At 63.9% G+C, this 16,879-nt stretch carries 18 protein-coding genes and 1 pseudogene; 11 read left to right on the top strand and 8 right to left on the bottom strand.

The window, feature by feature from the left end; genetic code table 11:
• Positions 1-117: 117 nt before the first annotated feature.
• Positions 118-276: a hypothetical protein gene (locus tag IVB45_RS09480; RefSeq protein ID WP_007594751.1), complete on the bottom strand. Its 159-nt coding sequence runs from the start codon at positions 274-276 to the stop codon at positions 118-120.
• 24 nt (positions 277-300) lie between these two features.
• Positions 301-675, bottom strand: a complete 375-nt coding sequence (locus tag IVB45_RS09475; RefSeq protein ID WP_247356927.1) for a PRC-barrel domain-containing protein — start codon at positions 673-675, stop codon at positions 301-303.
• 156 nt (positions 676-831) lie between these two features.
• On the opposite strand from IVB45_RS09475, the gene IVB45_RS09470 reads away from it, so the two are divergent.
• The 7 genes and pseudogenes from IVB45_RS09470 (at position 832) to IVB45_RS09440 (ending at position 6,122) form a co-directional block, all read left to right on the top strand.
• Positions 832-2,619, top strand: coding sequence for a thiamine pyrophosphate-requiring protein (locus IVB45_RS09470; RefSeq protein WP_247356928.1), 1,788 nt, complete (start codon positions 832-834; stop codon positions 2,617-2,619).
• A gap of 8 nt (positions 2,620-2,627) precedes the next feature.
• The gene (locus IVB45_RS09465; protein WP_007607330.1) at positions 2,628-2,855 is read left to right on the top strand and encodes a hypothetical protein; all 228 of its coding nucleotides are present in this window, start codon (positions 2,628-2,630) and stop codon (positions 2,853-2,855) included.
• A gap of 87 nt (positions 2,856-2,942) precedes the next feature.
• Entirely contained in the window at positions 2,943-3,494 is a 552-nt protein-coding gene (locus IVB45_RS09460; protein WP_027516522.1) for a DUF4142 domain-containing protein, read from the top strand.
• 222 nt (positions 3,495-3,716) lie between these two features.
• Positions 3,717-4,606, top strand: a pseudogene (locus tag IVB45_RS09455) (SDR family oxidoreductase).
• A gap of 99 nt (positions 4,607-4,705) precedes the next feature.
• The gene (locus tag IVB45_RS09450; RefSeq protein WP_247356929.1) at positions 4,706-5,290 is read left to right on the top strand and encodes a phosphatase PAP2 family protein; all 585 of its coding nucleotides are present in this window, start codon (positions 4,706-4,708) and stop codon (positions 5,288-5,290) included.
• Positions 5,287-5,634: a DUF3147 family protein gene (locus tag IVB45_RS09445; RefSeq protein ID WP_247356930.1), complete on the top strand. Its 348-nt coding sequence runs from the start codon at positions 5,287-5,289 to the stop codon at positions 5,632-5,634. The genes IVB45_RS09450 and IVB45_RS09445 overlap by 4 nt, the downstream gene beginning before the upstream one ends.
• Positions 5,634-6,122, top strand: a complete 489-nt coding sequence (locus tag IVB45_RS09440) for a hypothetical protein (RefSeq protein WP_247356932.1) — start codon at positions 5,634-5,636, stop codon at positions 6,120-6,122. The genes IVB45_RS09445 and IVB45_RS09440 overlap by 1 nt, the downstream gene beginning before the upstream one ends.
• Here IVB45_RS09440 and IVB45_RS09435 read toward each other — a convergent pair.
• Positions 6,119-6,286, bottom strand: a complete 168-nt coding sequence (locus IVB45_RS09435; RefSeq protein WP_247291039.1) for a hypothetical protein — start codon at positions 6,284-6,286, stop codon at positions 6,119-6,121. The two genes, IVB45_RS09440 and IVB45_RS09435, sit on opposite strands and share 4 nt — an antisense overlap.
• Before the next feature lie 176 nt (positions 6,287-6,462).
• Here IVB45_RS09435 and IVB45_RS09430 point away from each other — a divergent pair, with 176 nt between their 5' ends.
• Positions 6,463-6,711 carry a hypothetical protein gene (locus IVB45_RS09430; protein WP_247356933.1) on the top strand — a complete coding sequence of 83 codons (249 nt, stop codon included), beginning with the start codon at positions 6,463-6,465 and terminating at the stop codon, positions 6,709-6,711.
• A 135-nt stretch (positions 6,712-6,846) separates the two neighbouring features.
• On the opposite strand, the gene IVB45_RS09425 is transcribed toward IVB45_RS09430, so the two are convergent.
• The 3 genes from IVB45_RS09425 to IVB45_RS09420 form a co-directional block, all read right to left on the bottom strand.
• A complete protein-coding gene (locus IVB45_RS09425) occupies positions 6,847-7,053 on the bottom strand; it encodes a hypothetical protein (RefSeq protein WP_007594775.1) in 207 nt (68 codons plus the stop codon).
• A gap of 78 nt (positions 7,054-7,131) precedes the next feature.
• Positions 7,132-7,263, bottom strand: a complete 132-nt coding sequence (locus tag IVB45_RS38895; RefSeq protein WP_256467934.1) for a hypothetical protein — start codon at positions 7,261-7,263, stop codon at positions 7,132-7,134.
• 104 nt (positions 7,264-7,367) lie between these two features.
• Positions 7,368-7,562 (bottom strand): hypothetical protein, encoded by a 195-nt coding sequence (locus IVB45_RS09420; RefSeq protein WP_027516515.1) that lies wholly within the window; start codon positions 7,560-7,562, stop codon positions 7,368-7,370.
• Between the two features lie 95 nt (positions 7,563-7,657).
• Between IVB45_RS09420 and IVB45_RS09415 the strand changes: the two genes are divergently transcribed.
• Complete coding sequence (locus IVB45_RS09415; RefSeq protein WP_247356934.1) at positions 7,658-8,170, top strand: DUF4142 domain-containing protein; 513 nt, start codon at positions 7,658-7,660, stop codon at positions 8,168-8,170.
• A gap of 17 nt (positions 8,171-8,187) precedes the next feature.
• Here IVB45_RS09415 and IVB45_RS09410 read toward each other — a convergent pair whose 3' ends face one another.
• Positions 8,188-8,469 carry a hypothetical protein gene (locus tag IVB45_RS09410; RefSeq protein ID WP_247356935.1) on the bottom strand — a complete coding sequence of 94 codons (282 nt, stop codon included), beginning with the start codon at positions 8,467-8,469 and terminating at the stop codon, positions 8,188-8,190.
• Positions 8,470-8,754: 285 nt separating this feature from the next.
• Here IVB45_RS09410 and IVB45_RS09405 point away from each other — a divergent pair, with 285 nt between their 5' ends.
• Entirely contained in the window at positions 8,755-15,042 is a 6,288-nt protein-coding gene (locus tag IVB45_RS09405) for a HAMP domain-containing protein (RefSeq protein WP_247356936.1), read from the top strand.
• A gap of 13 nt (positions 15,043-15,055) precedes the next feature.
• Positions 15,056-16,546: an HWE histidine kinase domain-containing protein gene (locus tag IVB45_RS09400; RefSeq protein ID WP_247356937.1), complete on the top strand. Its 1,491-nt coding sequence runs from the start codon at positions 15,056-15,058 to the stop codon at positions 16,544-16,546.
• Here the strand turns inward: IVB45_RS09400 and IVB45_RS09395 are convergent.
• Positions 16,543-16,764: a hypothetical protein gene (locus tag IVB45_RS09395; RefSeq protein ID WP_018456200.1), complete on the bottom strand. Its 222-nt coding sequence runs from the start codon at positions 16,762-16,764 to the stop codon at positions 16,543-16,545. The two genes, IVB45_RS09400 and IVB45_RS09395, sit on opposite strands and share 4 nt — an antisense overlap.
• Positions 16,765-16,879: the final 115 nt, after the last annotated feature.

Raw genomic sequence — 16,879 nt, 5'->3', positions numbered from 1 at the left:
CCTGATCATGGTTCCGCTTGTCGCGGGCACCATCGCGTTCGTGAACGCCTGCCCAAAAAGCGAGCGCGGCACCGGGTGCCGCGCCCGCCTCCATATCTCGTGGGAATGCACCTGGAGTCAGTGCGTCTTCGTCGCGTGCCACTTCTCGAGATCGGGCTTCACCTCGTCCGATCCCTGCTCCTTTTCCGGAGTGCCCTTCCAGGGCTTGTCCGTCTGCTTGTGCGAACCCCAGTCGCTCTGCTGCCGAGGATCGTCGTTAGGCCGTTCCTTGCTCATCGAGCTTCCTTTCGGTGGAAACGCTTACGCGAAGGGGACGCCGTAATAGGAGTTGATGCCGCGAACCGCGGCGTCATCACCCCAGTTCCAATCACTCCGTTCGCCGTATCTCGGCGCGCCTTCCAGTTCCTTGGTAGTGATGCCCGTGACGTAACCGCCGAGCTCCGTGTCGTATTTCAGCGACTGCCACGGCAGCGGATAATGGTCGTTGCCGAGGCCCAGAAATCCGCCGAAGCCGAGCACGGCGTAGGACACCTTGCCGCTGACCTTGTCGATCATCACGCGTTCGATCGAGCCGATTTTGTTGCCATCGGCGCCGTAGACCGATGTTCCCTCGACCTTGTCGCTACCGATCAACCGACCCATCTCGTCTTGGTCCAGTTCACCCTGATTCAACATCTCAATTCTCCACTCAGCCAGTGTGGAGACAACCCGAAGAGGTGCGCGATCGTTCCGGCATGTTCCCAGAGACTTGAGGAACATCGCCGGAAACGGGCGGTTCTCTCAACTTCCAATCCCGGAAACCAAATACCGGAAAACCAAGGGCCGCCCTCGATGTCCCAGACCGTCTCCGACTTCATCGTTCAACGTCTGCATCAATGGGGCGTGCGCCACCTCTTTGGCTATCCCGGCGACGGCATCAACGGCGTATTCGGCGCCCTCCAGCGCGCTGAGGGCAAGATCGGTTTCGTCCAGGCGCGGCACGAGGAAATGGCCGCCTTCATGGCGACGGCCTATGCGAAGTTCTCAGGCCAGATCGGGGTCTGTATCGCAACTTCGGGCCCCGGCGCCTCGCATCTGATCACCGGGCTCTATGATGCCCTGCTGGATCACCAACCGGTGCTCGCGATCGTCGGTCAGCAGGCACGCAATGCGCTCGGCGGGCACTATCAGCAGGAACTCGACCTCGTCTCGATGTTCAAGGACGTGGCTGGCGCCTACGTCATGCAAGCATCCTCGCCGGCGCAGATCCGGCATCTGATCGATCGGTCGATCCGGATCGCGTTGGCTCGGCGGACGCCAACGGTGATCATCCTGCCCAACGATATCCAGGAGGAGCCCTACGAGGATCCGCCGCGCGCTCACGGCACCCTGCACTCCGGCATCGGCTATAGCGCGCCAAGCATCAAGCCTCGTGACGCTGACCTCGACCGCGCCGCCCAGGTGCTCAACGCCGGCAAGAAGGTCGCGATGCTCATCGGCGCCGGCGCGCTCCACGCCACCGAGGAGGTGATCGCGGTCGCCGACCGCTTGTCCGCCGGCTGCGCCAAGGCGCTGCTCGGCAAGGCAGCGCTCCCGGACGATCTGCCGTGGGTCACCGGCTCGATCGGCCTGCTCGGCACCGAGCCCAGCTACAACATGATGATGGAATGCGACACGCTGCTGATGGTCGGCTCCGCCTTTCCCTATGCCGAATTCCTGCCGAAGGAAGGCGCGGCGCGCGGCGTGCAGATCGACATCGACGCCAGCATGATGTCGATCCGCTTTCCCATGGAGGTCGGTCTCGTCGGCGATGCCGCCGAGACGCTGCGCGCCCTGCTGCCGCGACTGAAACCGAAGAGTGACGGTGCCTGGCGTCAGGGCATCCAGGACGACGTCGGGAAATGGTGGAAGACGCTGGATGATCGTGCACATCAGCCTGCGGCACCGGTCAATCCGCAGCTCGTCGCCTGGGAGCTGTCTCCGCGCCTGCCGGACCGTGCCGTCATCACCAGCGATTCCGGCTCCTGCGCCAACTGGTTCGCGCGCGACCTGAAGATGCGCCGCGGCATGACGGCCTCGCTCTCAGGCGGCCTCGCCTCGATGGGTGCCGCGGTGCCCTATGCGCTCGCCGCGAAATACGCCCATTCCGACCGGCCGGTGATCGCCCTCGTCGGCGACGGCGCGATGCAGATGAACAACATGGCGGAGCTGATTACCGCCGCCAAGTATTGGCGCGACTGGACGGATCCGCGCTTCATCGTCTGCGTCTTCAACAACGAAGACCTCAACCAGGTGACCTGGGAGCAACGCATCATCAACGGCGATCCGAAATTCGAGGCATCGCAGCGCATCCCGAACGTGTCCTATTCGCGGTTTGCCGAGCTGATCGGCCTCTCCGGCATCTACGTCGACAGCCCGCAGCTACTAGGCTCGGCTTGGGACCAAGCGCTCGCGAGCCAGATGCCGGTGGTGCTGGAGGTGAAGACCGACCCCGAAGTGCCGCCGCTGCCGCCGCACATCACCTTGCAGCAGGCCAAGAACTTCTCTCTTGCGCTGATGAAGGGCGATCCCAACGAGAGCGGAGTGATCAAGGGCGCGGCGCGGCAGGTGCTGGCAAAGATCCTGCCTGGAAGCGAATGAGGTGAAGCATGAGCGATTTCCGCGATATCCAGCACGGCGTCAACGATCCCGTCGATGGTCTCGACGTGAAGCGGCAGATCAACGACAACCGGACGCCGCATGAGCGGGCACAACGCCATGCAGACGTACGTGCCGAGGCGACCGCCACGCCGACCGAGCCGTTTCTGCCCGAACGGCTTCGGCGCAAACCGACCGATCCGATCAATCCACGGACCGGGAGGAGACCGACGGATTAACCGTTAGGAACCCCGGCCCCTGCAGCGTGTTGGTGGGCGCAACGTCGCGCGGCCAGAGGCTGCGCGCCCATTCAAAGGGATCGGACCATGAAACGTACCATCATCGCAGCTGCCTGCGTGCTGCTCGCAGGCCCCGCACTCGCCCAGTCGCTCGGCGAGAAAACCGGCGTCAACTCGGCGCTCGGCGTCGCGCCTGCCACCGCCGACTTCGTCAAGGAAGTCGCCATCAGCGACATGTTCGAGATCGAATCGAGCAAACTTGCGGAGCAGAAGGGCAACGCGCAGGAGAAGACTTTTGCGCAGCAGATGGTGACTGACCACACCAAGACCAGCAGCGAACTGAAGGGCCTGGTCAGCGGCGGCAAGGTGCAGGCGACCCTGCCGACAGCGCTCGACAGCTCGCATCAGAGCAAGCTCGACAAGCTCAAGAGCGCGAATGGCAAGGACTTCAGCTCGGATTACAACTCGTACCAGGTCAGTGCCCACGAGGACGCGGTCTCGCTGTTCGAGCGTTACGCCAAGGGCGGCGACAATTCCGACCTGAAGGATTGGGCCGGCAAGACGCTGCCCGCGCTCAAGCACCATCTCGACATGGCCAAGGAGCTCGGCAAGGCGCCGAGCGTCGGCCAGACCAAGTAAACATCTTCCGAGGACGCCGGCCTCCTGGTCGGCGTCCTCCCGTTTGCAACGATGCCTCTCTCCGCGCATTGAGATCGCGATATCGCGGAGACCGTCATGACGCATCCAGACAAGACTTCAGTATCCCGCCGGCACGTCGTCCAAGCGGCGAGCGCAACGCTTGCTGCTGCTTCGCTGGCCTCTTCGACAGCGAAAGGAGACGCCTCCATGGCCGAGCAGAAAATGGCCGAGCAGAAACTGGTCGATCCCGTCACTCGCTTTCCAAAGCCGCCGTTCAAAAAACAGTCGCAGCCCTGGCCTGGCCTCGCCGGCAAGATGGAGCCGCCTCCGGATCACGGCGAGACCAGCTACAAGGGCTCCGGCCGGCTCGCCGGCCGCAAGGCGCTGATCACCGGCGGCGATTCCGGTATGGGCCGCGCCGCCGCGATAGCCACGCACGCGAAGGTGCCGACGTCGCCATCAACTATCTTCCGGCGGAAGAGCCCGATGCGCAGGACGTTATCGCGCTGATCAAGAAGGAAGGGCGTATCGGGCTCGCGATCCCCGGCGACCTCAAGGATGAGGCTTTCTGCAAGAAGCTGGTCGAGCAGGCCACGCAGGGGCTGGGCGGCCTCGATATCATCGTCTGCAATGCCGCACGCCAGCAGAGCCGTGAATCGATCCTCGACGTCTCCTCCGAAGATTTCGACGCGACGATGAAGACCAACATCTATGCGCCGTTCTGGATCATCAAGGCGGCGCTGCCGCATTTGAAGCCCGGTTCGTGCATCATCGGCACGACATCGGAGCAGGCGTACGACCCGTCGCCGGAGCTCTACGACTACGCGCAGACCAAGGCAGCGACGATGAACTATGTCAAATCGCTGGCAAAGCAGTTGGGTCCGAAGGGCATCCGCGTCAATGGCGTCGCACCGGGACCGATCTGGACGCCGCTCCAGGTCTCCGGCGGCGCCACTATGGAGAAGCTCGAAAAATTCGGCGGCATGACGCCGCTCGGCCGTCCCGGCCAGCCCGCCGAACTGGCCTCCATTTACGTGCAGCTTGCCGCAGCCGACGCGAGCTATGCGACCGGCCAGGTGTATGGGTCAGCGGGTGGATCGGGACAGCCGTAGTCCGGCGCTGCAGGTTGATGCCACGAGGCAAAGCCCAGGAACCTTCTTTGTCTCCCGGCTTTACAAACCTGTCACAAAGGACATCACGCTTGCAGACCGATGGCATTAGTAGAGGTCAAACCCAGCCGGATCGATACCGCGATCGCGGATACGATCGCTGATCACACCAATTCAGGCGTCGAGCACACGGCGCAGACATTGACCTGGGCCGCCGACGAGCACGTGCTGCTCGCGCTGGCCGCAATAGGATGGCTCTATACTCACATTCGGCAGGCGCAACAGCGGCCCGTGGCAAATCACATTCTGGCCGTGTCGCTGGCGACGGCCGTCCTGCCGCATGTCCTGAAATCCGTATTCGATCAGACCAGGCCAGACCGGCTGACCATACGCGGACACCGACATGGAGTACCCATCTCAGGACAGGCGCGCGACGCCTTCCCGTCCGGTCACGCGGTCCATATGGGCGCACTTGCCTCGGCGGCGGGCTTGCTGCCGAAGACGCCGCGCCGATTGCTGCGCACGGCAGCGATCGCGCTGTCGCTGACACGGATTGCGGTGTTCGCGCACTGGGCAAGCGACGTGGTCGCAGGCTTTGCGCTGGGCGCGGCCGTAGAGAGACTCGTGCGGCCATGGACACTGACGCAATCGTTTCGCAAGCAAGTCAATCGACGAGAAAAGCCGTGACCGAATATATCGTGCGCTTCATCGCCGGTGGCATCATCGTCTCGGCCTTTGCGATCTTGGGGGATATGCTCAAACCCAAAAGCTTTGCGGGGTTGCTCGGCGCGGCACCGTCGGTCGCATTGGCGACGCTCGGCATCGCCGTTGTCCAGCACGGCCTGCAATATGCTGCGGCCGAAAGCTGGACGATGATCTATGGCGCGGTCGCGCTCGGCTGCTACAGCGTCGTCGTCTGCCATCTGCTGATCAGATACCGTGTGTCCGCGCTGCCCGCGACCGTCCTCGCTGTGATCGTGTGGTTGGCGGTTGCCTTCGGCCTGCTCGCCGGCTTTGGAGGTGCGGCCTGATGCCGGTCAAGCTGTCGCTCTCCGCGCTGAAGCAGACACGCTGGTACGAATACGGCATTCGTTTCCTGCTCGGCGGCCTCGCGACCGTGCTCACGGGGTTTCTGGGGGCGCGCTTCGGTGTGTCCGTCGGCGGACTCTTCCTTGCGCTTCCCGCTATCTTCTGCGCGAGCGCCACGCTGGTCGAAAGCCATGAACGCCGCACCAAGGAGAAGGCCGGCCTCAGCGGCACGCGCCGCGGGCAAGAGGCCGCCGCGCTGGACGCGGCCGGCGCCGCCTGGGGAAGCATCGGTCTCCTAGCATTCGCCGCCGTCTTTCACTTCACCGTGGCTGCGAGCGTTCCGGGCACCTTCGCTGCCGCGTTGATAGCCTGGGCCTTCGTTTCGGTGTTGGCCTGGTGGCTCAGGCGGAAGCTGCGCATCGTCTCTCGCAAACCGCACCGGTCAGCCCATTCGCTATCGGCCAAGGGCTCTTCCCTTGCGAAGCGCTAGCCCGCCTTGGCATGCGTTGACGGCTGCAATCTCGGCGGTTGAAGGCCCGGGCTGTTGGCCCAGCGCTCGACCTGCTCGATGACCTTCTGGTGGCTGAGGCGCACCGGCTTGGGTGCCTCGCTGTCTTCGATATGTATGCGGGGCAATCTGACTTCGCTCGTCATGACGTCTCTCCCATTTGCCGGGAGCATACCCCTGCCCAATGGCTTTTGCATCATATAACTTATTGATTCTGTTATATTTTTTTGCTAACTTGGCGCCATAGCCGCATCTTGTGGAACCGCGGGCGAATGAGTTCGTTGAGTAAACTACTCAACTTGCTCATTTTGGGTGATTGATCATGAACGACCTTCGCGCCGAGCGGCTTCAGGTCATGCTATCACCGGAAGAACTGGCCGCGGTGGATGACTTCCGGTTCAAACATCGCATGCCGACGCGAGCCGCAGCCGTGCGCGAGCTCCTGAAGCTCGGACTCGCCACCGCAGCGGTCGATGCAGGGGCGAATGTCAAATCGAGCAGGTTCGGAGTTTTCGGCCGCGGCCCGGACGGCCATACGCAACCCCATTCGCAGCGCGATGCCGAGGATTAGTCCAGCCTGATGCTCAAGCAAACGGCCCCGGCACGGGGTGCCGGGGCCGTCCTTGGAGATTACTTCCGGATCACCGGGGGCATGACAACCGGAAGCAATCTCTCGACTCTTTGCGAGCGGTTTCGTTCCTATGGATTAGCCGCTCGGCGCGTCGCCGGAATCATCCGGCGCCATGCCGGAGCCGGGCGTCTTGCTATTGTCGTTCAGCTTGGGATCGCGCGTGGCCTCACGAGAGGGCGAGCCCTTTGGCTCCGACTTGTGTACGGTCTGCGCGCGCTGCTTGTCCCGCGGCTGCTGTTCACCGCGCTGATCTCTGATGATGCCTTGGTCGGAATGGGCCATGATAGCTCTCGCCTCTTTGCTGTCTCGAAGCGCTTACGCGCCGGAGCGTCGAAGGTTCCGACCCGCGAGATCAGACTGCTAACTGTGCGCCGAGTGCACCGGGCCCGATGCATTTTCATGATGCACCTGCCGCACCGTCGTCACGGTGGCGAACGCGACCGACACGCCAAAGGCGAGAATGAGCGAGAGAAGAGCCAGACGTGGAGCCATTGCAAAAACCTCCCGGAATAGGAAATCAACGCGATCGACTATTATGAATGATCCTGCTTGCCGTCCGTGAGCAGTCTCACACGCAGATCCACGAAACGAGAGCGTTACGCATCCTGCTTTTGACGGATGCGGGCTGGAACGGGCGGCACCTCGCCATCGAGCCAATCCTGCTCGTTGGCGAGTGCCGTCCACGCGTTCGCCATGCGCAAAAAACGATTGTGTGACGGCTGTCCTTCAGCTCGCTCAGCGAGCTGGAGGCAGTTATCGGCGTTATCTCTGAAGATCTCGGACTGTTTCATCAATATGAATTGGGGACGGAACCGTCGCGTCGCAACCGCCCTTACCGGATCGTAACATCTGCGGAACTTCGCCCGCCATCCGCCATTGGATATCCATGCGGATTCTTCTCGCGGTAGTTTTGGCGTTCATCAGCACTGCAGCGCTTGCCGACAGCACCGGGGAGCGAAGGCCGGCCGGCCGCACGCCGACCGCAACCGAGACCATCAGCGACCTCTACAGCTTCAGCCGCTTCCAGCAGGGTCTGCTGGAGAGCACCGACCTCAAGGGTAATGCCGAGGTCAAGAACCTCGCCGCCCTGCGCGCCGAAGAAGCGGCCCGGCGGGACAAAGCCCTGAAGGAGATTCAGGAGGCGATCGGCACCGAACCGCGCGTCACAAAGACAACCCCGGCGAGCGCGAGCCTGGTCGAGCCCGAAACCTCGGACGGACCGACTTTCGTCAGAAGCTTCTATGCCGCGCAAATTCCCGAGTATGAATCTGTGATCGAGCTGCTCGAACGCTATCTCAAGGCGCCCGACAATGCCGCGCTTGCAGCCTTCGCGCGGGAGCAGCTCCCGATGTTGCGTTCACAGGTCAGGGACGCCGAGCGCACCATGGCAGACAAGTAGGACTGCCAAGTAGCCCCTTACTTTTGCCGGCTCTCCGGCTGCGCGCTGCGGTTACCCTCCAGCATCTTGTCTCGGCCGGCATCCCCATTGTCATCCTTGCCGCCCGAACTCGACGTGCCGCTACCGCTAGGATTGGACCGGCTCGACGTACCCGTGGTTGGTGTGTCCGCGCGTGGGGTGGCGGAGCTAGCGGCTGGATCGCCGGTCACGGCACCACGGCCGCTGGGCGCGCCGCCCTGCGCCAACGCCGATCCAGCCAACAACATCACTGTGCCGATGACGGCGAATCCTGCTTTCATGTGCGCTCTCCCTGTATCTGCGGGCTAACGGCACGCCCGGCGCTCCGTTCCGGAAGGCAGATGACGGTGGCCCAAAAGCGGCCTCGTATCTTCTCTTCCGCCCGGAAAAACTGGGAACCGGATGGAACCATTCCGAGGGATCGCACTTGTGTTAATCGGGCTGAGCAAAGCAGGTTCCACTTCCTGGCGCCGTCACGTTGGCGCTTGATTTCGAATTTGGCTGACGCTCTATTTTGACAATCGCGTCTTGCCTGGGAATCGGCCGACGCCTGCGGGGGACAAATTATGAGCGACCTCGATCCCGGATCTGCATCACGTTCCGGTCGTCGCGTTCCAAAGCCAAAAACCAACGGCATGTCGGAGCCCGATTCCCGGGCAGAATTGCTGCTCGCCCTGCAGGCCATGCGCAACGGCGATTTCTCCGTGCGCATGAGCGGCGACTATCTCGGCATCGACGGCAAGCTCGCCGACACTTTCAACGACATCATCGCCGCCAATCAGCGCATGGCGCAGCAGCTCGAGCTGGTCGGCCAGGTGGTGGGCCGCGAGGGCAAGACGCGCCAGCGCGTGAAGTTCGGGCTGGCCTCCGGCTCCTGGGCCGACATGGAAGGCTCGGTCAACACGCTGATCGACGATTTGCTGTGGCCGACCCGCGAGGTGACGCGCGCGGTCGCAGCCGTGGCACAGGGCGACCTGCTCCAGACCGTCAAGCTCGACGTCGATGGGCGTCCCCTGCGCGGCGAATTCCTGCAGTCGGCGACCATCGTCAACACCATGATCAAGCAGCTCGGCGTGTTCACCTCCGAAGTGACGCGCGTGGCGCGCGAGGTCGGCACCGAAGGCAAGCTCGGCGGCCAGGCCCAGGTGCCGGAAGTGACCGGCGTCTGGAAGGATCTGACCGAGAGCGTCAACTCGATGGCGAACAATTTGACCAACCAGGTTCGCAACATCGCCGAGGTGACGATCGCAGTTGCGAACGGCGACCTCTCGAAGAAGATCACGGTCGACGTCCGCGGCGAGATCCTTCAGCTCAAGGAAGCCATCAACACGATGGTGGACCAGCTCCGTTCCTTTGCATCGGAAGTGACGCGCGTGGCGCGCGAGGTCGGCACCGACGGCAAGCTTGGCGGCCAGGCCATCGTGCCCGGCGTCGCCGGCACCTGGAAGGATCTCACTGACAGCGTCAACGCCATGTGCGGCAACCTCACCGCGCAGGTGCGCAACATCGCCAACGTCACCACCGCCGTGGCGCGCGGCGACCTGTCGCGCAAGATCACGGTGGACGTACGGGGAGAAATCCTGGAGCTGAAAGACACCATCAACACCATGGTGGACCAGCTCAACTCGTTCGCCTCGGAAGTGACGCGCGTCGCGCGCGAGGTCGGCACCGAAGGCAAACTCGGCGGCCAGGCCCAGGTGCCGGGCGTGGCCGGTACCTGGAAGGACCTCACCGACAACGTCAACTTCATGGCGTCGAACCTCACCGCGCAGGTCCGCAACATCGCCGATGTTGCCACCGCCATCGCGAGCGGCGACCTGTCGAAGAAGATCACGGTGAACGTCTCGGGCGAAATCCTTCAATTGAAGGAAACGCTCAACACCATGGTCGACCAGCTCAACGCCTTCGCCGGCGAAGTCACGCGCGTCGCGCGCGAGGTCGGCACCGAGGGCCGGCTCGGCGGTCAGGCCAACGTGCTCGGCGTCGCCGGCACCTGGAAGGACCTGACCGAGAGCGTCAACTCGATGGCCTCGAACCTGACCGCACAGGTCCGCAACATCGCCGAGGTGACGACCGCGGTCGCGGGTGGCGATTTGTCGAAAAAGATCACCGTCGATGTCCGCGGCGAAATCCTGGAGCTGAAAGACACCATCAACACCATGGTGGACCAGCTCAACGCCTTTGCCGGCGAAGTCACGCGCGTCGCCCGCGAGGTCGGCACCGAAGGCAAGCTCGGCGGCCAGGCCCAGGTGCGCGGCGTCGCCGGCACCTGGAAGGATCTCACCGACAGCGTCAACTCGATGGCCTCGAACCTGACCGGCCAGGTCCGCAACATCGCCGAAGTCGCGACCGCGGTGGCCAAGGGCGATTTGTCGAAGAAGATCACCGTCAACGTGTCAGGCGAAATCCTTCAGCTGAAGGAAACGCTCAACACCATGGTCGACCAGCTCAACGCCTTCGCCGGCGAAGTCACACGCGTCGCGCGCGAGGTCGGCACCGAAGGCAAGCTCGGCGGCCAGGCCGAAGTCCCCGGCGTCGCCGGCACCTGGAAGGACCTCACCGACAGCGTCAACTCGATGGCGGGCAACCTCACCGCCCAGGTCCGCAACATCGCCGAAGTCGCGACTGCGATCGCCGGTGGCGACTTGTCGCGCAAGATCACCGTGGACGTGCGCGGCGAGATCCTTCAGCTCAAGGACACGCTGAACACGATGGTCGACCAGCTCAACCGCTTCGCGGGCGAGGTGACGCGCGTCGCGCGCGAGGTCGGCACCGAAGGCCGGCTCGGCGGTCAGGCCAACGTGCCCGGCGTCGCCGGCACCTGGAAAGACCTCACCGACAGCGTCAACTCGATGGCGGGCAACCTCACCGCCCAGGTCCGCAACATTGCCGAAGTCACCACTGCCGTGGCGCGCGGCGACCTCTCGCGCAAGATCACCGTCGACGTCCGGGGTGAGATTTTGGAGCTGAAGAACACCATCAACACCATGGTGGACCAGCTCAACGGCTTTGCCGGTGAAGTCACGCGCGTCGCCCGCGAGGTCGGCACCGAAGGCAAGCTTGGCGGCCAGGCCGAAGTGCCCGGCGTTGCCGGCACCTGGAAGGATCTCACCGACAACGTCAACTTCATGGCATCGAACCTCACCGCGCAGGTCCGCAACATCGCCGAGGTCGCAACCGCGATCGCCGGCGGCGACCTGTCGAAGAAGATCACGGTGGACGTGCGCGGCGAAATTCTGCTGCTCAAGGATACCTTGAACACCATGGTCGAGCAGCTCCGCTCCTTCGCCGCGGAAGTGACGCGCGTCGCGCGCGAGGTCGGCACCGAGGGCCGGCTCGGCGGCCAGGCCGTCGTGCCCGGCGTCGGCGGCACCTGGAAGGACCTCACCGATAACGTCAACCTGCTGGCCGCGAACCTCACCACCCAGGTCCGCAACATCGCCGAAGTCACCACCGCCGTCGCGCGCGGCGACCTGTCGCGCAAGATCACCGTCGACGTGAAGGGCGAAATTCTCGAGCTCAAGAACACCATCAACACCATGGTGGACCAGCTCAATGCGTTCGCCGGCGAAGTCACGCGCGTTGCGCGCGAGGTCGGCACCGAAGGCGAACTCGGTGGCCAGGCCCAGGTGCCCGGCGTCGCCGGCACCTGGAAGGATCTCACCGACACCGTCAACTTCATGGCGGCGAACCTGACCGAGCAGGTCCGCGGCATCGTCAAGGTGGTGACCGCGGTCGCCAATGGCGACCTCAAGCAGAACCTCACCGTGAAATCGAAGGGCGAGGTCGCGGCGCTCGCCGATACCATCAACAACATGACCGAGACGCTCGCGACGTTCGCCGACCAGGTGACGTCGGTGGCGCGCGAGGTCGGCGTCGAGGGCCGGCTCGGCGGTCAGGCCGACGTGCCCGGCGCCGCCGGCACCTGGAAGGATCTCACCGGCAACGTCAATTTGCTGGCGGCCAACCTCACCTCGCAGGTGCGCGCGATCGCGGAAGTGGCGACCGCCGTGACCAAGGGCGACCTGACGCGGTCGATCCAGGTCGACGCCCGCGGCGAGGTCGCGGAGCTGAAAGACAACATCAACACGATGATCACGAACCTCCGTCTCACGACGGACGTGAACACCGAGCAGGATTGGCTGAAGACCAATCTGGCGAAATTCACCAACATGCTTCAGGGCCAGCGCGACCTCACCACCGTCGGTCGCCTGCTGCTGACCGAATTGTCGCCGCTGGTGAACGCGCATACCGGCGTGATCTATCAGGTCGAGAACGAAGACAGTCCGCGGCTCCTGCTGCTTGCCTCCTATGCCGGCGACGGCGTCTATCCGTATCCGCGCGTGCTGCCATTAGGCGACGGCCTGATCGGCCAATGCGCGCTCGACCGGCGCCCGCGCGTGATTGCGGACATTCCGCCCGACGTGGTGCCGATCAATTCGGCATTGCTTCGCGTCGCGCCGAAGAACCTCGTGGTGCTGCCGGTGCTGTTCGAAGGCCAAGTCAAGGCGGTCATCGAGCTCGCCTCGCTGACCTCCTTCACGACCTCACAGATGACCTTCCTGGAGCAGCTCACGGACTCGATCGGCATCGTGCTCAACTCGATCGAGGCGACGATGCAGACCGAAGGCCTACTCAAGCAGTCGCAGCAGCTCGCTGGCGAGCTCCAGACCCAGCAGCGCGAATTGCAGCAGACCAACGATCAGCTCGAACAGAAGGCGCAGCAGCTCGCCGAGCGCAACGTCGAAGTCGAGCGCAAGAACCAGGAGATCGAGCAGGCCCGCCGCGCACTTGAGGAAAAGGCGACCGAGCTCGCGCTGACCTCGAAGTACAAGTCCGAGTTCCTGGCCAATATGAGCCACGAGCTGCGCACGCCGCTGAACTCGATCCTGATCCTCGGCCAGCAGCTCACCGACAATCCGGACGGCAATCTTACCGGCAAGCAGGTCGAATTCGCCCGCACCATCCACGGCGCCGGCACCGACCTGCTCAATCTCATCAGCGACATTCTCGATCTCTCCAAGATCGAATCCGGTACGGTGACGGTCGACGCCGAGGAAATCCTGACCGCGAACCTGCTCGAAACGGTCGGGCGGCCGTTCCGTCACGAGGCGGAGAACCGCAACCTTTCGTTCAAGATCGACGTCGATCCGAACCTCGCGCGCAGCCTCGTCACCGACTCCAAGCGCCTGCAGCAGGTTTTGAAGAACCTGCTCTCCAACGCCTTCAAGTTCACCGCCGAGGGCGAGGTGCGCCTCAAGGTCGCCGCCGCGGTCGGCGGCTGGGGCACGGATCATCCCGTGCTGAACTCGGCGCCGGCGGTGATCGCATTCGAAGTGTCCGACACCGGCATCGGCATTCCCCTGGAGAAGCAGAAGCTGATCTTCGAGGCGTTCCAGCAAGCGGATGCCGGCACCAGCCGCAAATATGGCGGCACCGGCCTCGGCCTCGCGATCAGCCGCGAGCTCGCAAGCCTGCTCGGCGGCGAGATCCACCTGCGCAGCTTGCCGGGCACGGGCTCGTGCTTCACGCTTTACTTGCCGCTGAAATATTCCGGACCGACGCTCGCGCCCCGCGCGACGCCTCAACAAAGCCAGCCGCCGGCGCTGCAGCCCGCGACAGCCGAACCGCAGCGCGTGATCGAGCAGCTTCCCGACGACCGGCTCAACCTCGAACCCGGCGACAGCATCCTCCTGATCGTCGAGGACGACCCGCATTACGCGCGTGTGCTGGTCGATCTCGCGCGCGACAAGGGCTTCAAGGTGCTGGTCGCCGCCCGCGGCGCGGAGGCGCTGGAGCTTGCAAAGCAGTACCAGCCGCGGGCCGTCTCCCTCGACGTATTCCTGCCTGATATGCTCGGCTGGACCGTGCTGAGCCAGCTCAAGCACAATCCGCTGACCCGCCACATCCCCGTGCAGATCATCACGCTCGACGAGGACCGCCAGCATGCGCTGGCGCGCGGCGCCTTCTCCTTCGTCAACAAGCCGACGACGACCGAGGGCGTCTCGGCCGCGCTGACGCAGATCAAGGAATATGCGCGGCCGCGGCGCAAGCGGCTGCTGATCGTCGAGGACAACGAGGCCGAGCAGCTCTCGATCCGCGAGCTCCTGCACCACGACGACATCGAGATCGTGACGACCGGCACCGGTGCCGACGCGCTCTCGATGCTGCGTGAGAACCCCTGTGATTGCGTCGTGCTCGACCTGCGCCTGCCCGACATGACCGGCTTCGAGGTGCTGGACCAGATCCGCAACGACGAGGCGCTGTCGAATGTCCCGGTCGTCGTTTTCACCGGCCGCGAGTTGTCGGCCGAGGAAGATGCGGAGCTCCACACCATGGCGCGAAGCATCGTGGTTAAGGGTGTGGAATCGCCGGAGCGCCTTCTTGACGAGACCGCGCTGTTCCTGCACCGCGTCATCACGGAGTTGCCGGTCGAGAAGCAGCGCATGCTCGAGAAGCTGAACAGTTCCGACGAAGACCTGATTGGCAAGACCGCCCTGCTCGTCGACGACGACGCCCGCAACATCTTCGCGCTGTCGAGCGTGCTGGAGCGACGCGGCATGAAGGTGCTGACGGCCACGACCGGCAACGAGGCGGTGGCCCTGGTTGAATCCAATCCGGAGATCGCCATCGTGCTGATGGACATCATGATGCCGCAGATGGATGGCTATCAAACCATCGGCGTCATTCGTGAAAATCCGACCTTCGCCCGTCTTCCGATCATTGCGTTGACGGCCAAGGCCATGAAAGGCGACCGCGAGAAATGCCTCGAGGCCGGCGCGTCCGACTACCTCGCCAAACCCGTCAACACCGATCAATTGCTGCTTGCAATCCGCATGTGGCTGCACCGCTGAGTTGGATGCCCGTATGGACCACGAAAAGGTCAACATCCTCCTCGTCGACGACCAGCCGGCCAAGCTGCTCGCCTATGAGGTGATCCTGAAGGATCTCGGCCAGAACCTCGTGATCGCCTCGTCCGGTCGCGAGGCTCTGGAGGTGCTGCTCAAGACCGAGATCGCGGTGATCCTGGTCGACGTCTGCATGCCCGAGCTCGACGGCTTCGAGCTCGCCGCGATGATCCGCGAGCACCCGCGCTTCCAGAAGACCGCGATGATCTTCATCTCGGCTATTCAAGTCAGCGACATCGACCGCCTGCGCGGCTACGAGATGGGCGCTGTCGACTACGTCCCGGTGCCGGTCGTGCCGGAGGTGCTGCGCGCCAAGGTCAAGGTGTTTGCAGAGCTCTATCGCAAGACGCGCGAACTCGAACGGCTGAACCAGGATCTCGAGGACCGCGTGCGTGCACGCACCGCCGAGCTGGAGAATTCCACCGCAAAGCTCCGCGAGAGCGAAGAGCGGCGCAGCATGGCGATCGCCGCCGGCAAGATGGGTTCGTGGGACTGGGACTGGATCACCGGCGACTGGATGTGGGACGAGGGGCAATACCGCATCTTTGGTGTTGGCCCGGAGAGCTTCGAGGTGAATCCGGCCAACGTTCAGGCGCTGTTGCATGCGGACGACGTCGATCAGTTGCGCAAGGCGATCGCCGAATTCAACAAGGGCACACGCTCCTATGAAACGGAGTTCCGCATCGTGCGGCCCGACGGCGATGTGCGCTGGTGTGTCGGCACGGCCGCCGCCACGGTTGACGAGAGCGGTCGGGTGATGCGCGTCAGCGGCGTGACGGTGGACATCACCGAACGCAAGCGCGCCGAGGAACGGCAGACTCTCCTGGCGCGGGAAGTCGATCATCGCGCCAAGAATGCGCTGGCGCTGGCGCAATCGATCGTGCGCCTCACCCGCGCCGACGAAGTCAAAGCCTATGTCAGCGCCGTAGAGGGACGCATCAATGCACTGGCGCGCGTGCATACGATCTTGTCGCTGTCGAGCTGGCAGGGCGCCGAACTCTCGAAGCTGATCGACGAGGAGCTTGCGCCCTATTCCCTCGGCGGCCAGATCAAATTGGCAGGCTCTGAAGTTCAGTTGCTGCCGGCAACCGCCCAGACGCTGGCGCTGGCCCTGCATGAGCTTTTCACCAACTCGGCGAAGTATGGCGCGCTCTCGACGCGAACGGGACGGCTCGCGATCGGCTGGCAGGTCAAGGATGAGCTGCTCACGCTGACCTGGGAGGAGTCCGGCGGCCCGCTCGTCATGACGCCGAAATCCCGCGGCTTTGGTACGCGGAGCCTGCTTGCGAGCGTCGAGTCCCAGCTCGGCGGGCAGGCGCGATTCGATTGGCGCGCCGAGGGTCTGTTGTGCCGGCTCGAGGTGCCGTTGGTCCGCAAGACTGCCGCGACGACCGCGCCCGGCAACTTCGAAGCCGCCAGCTCCGCCGAATTGCAGCGCGCGTCCGGTTAACCGGAGGCCGCACTCTTCCTGCGCTGCGTCGTTTGCGGCTCGCGCGCGACCCGTCCTTCGAGCCAGGCTTCCGTTTGGGCGAGATCGCGCAGCGCCTTGGCATAGCGGCACGCCGCGCTTCGCTCCGCGCCGCGGGGCAGCTTGCGCGCTTTGCGGAGGATGTCCGCGGCGGCGTTGCGATAAGCCAGAGAGCGATAGAGAAAGACCACCTTACCCATATCGAATGTTCCCGTGTTGCGCGGTCATTCTCGCCCAACCGGCATGAACGTCGGATGAAGCGGGCGATAACGACGATTCCTTCATGCGGGTGGAACCAGCGCGTGTCGCAGGCGT

It is taken from the genome of Bradyrhizobium sp. 4 (assembly GCF_023100905.1).
Lineage (GTDB): Bacteria > Pseudomonadota > Alphaproteobacteria > Rhizobiales > Xanthobacteraceae > Bradyrhizobium.
Note: the sequence above shows the minus strand (reverse complement) of the source record. Positions and strands in the feature narration are given on the sequence as shown.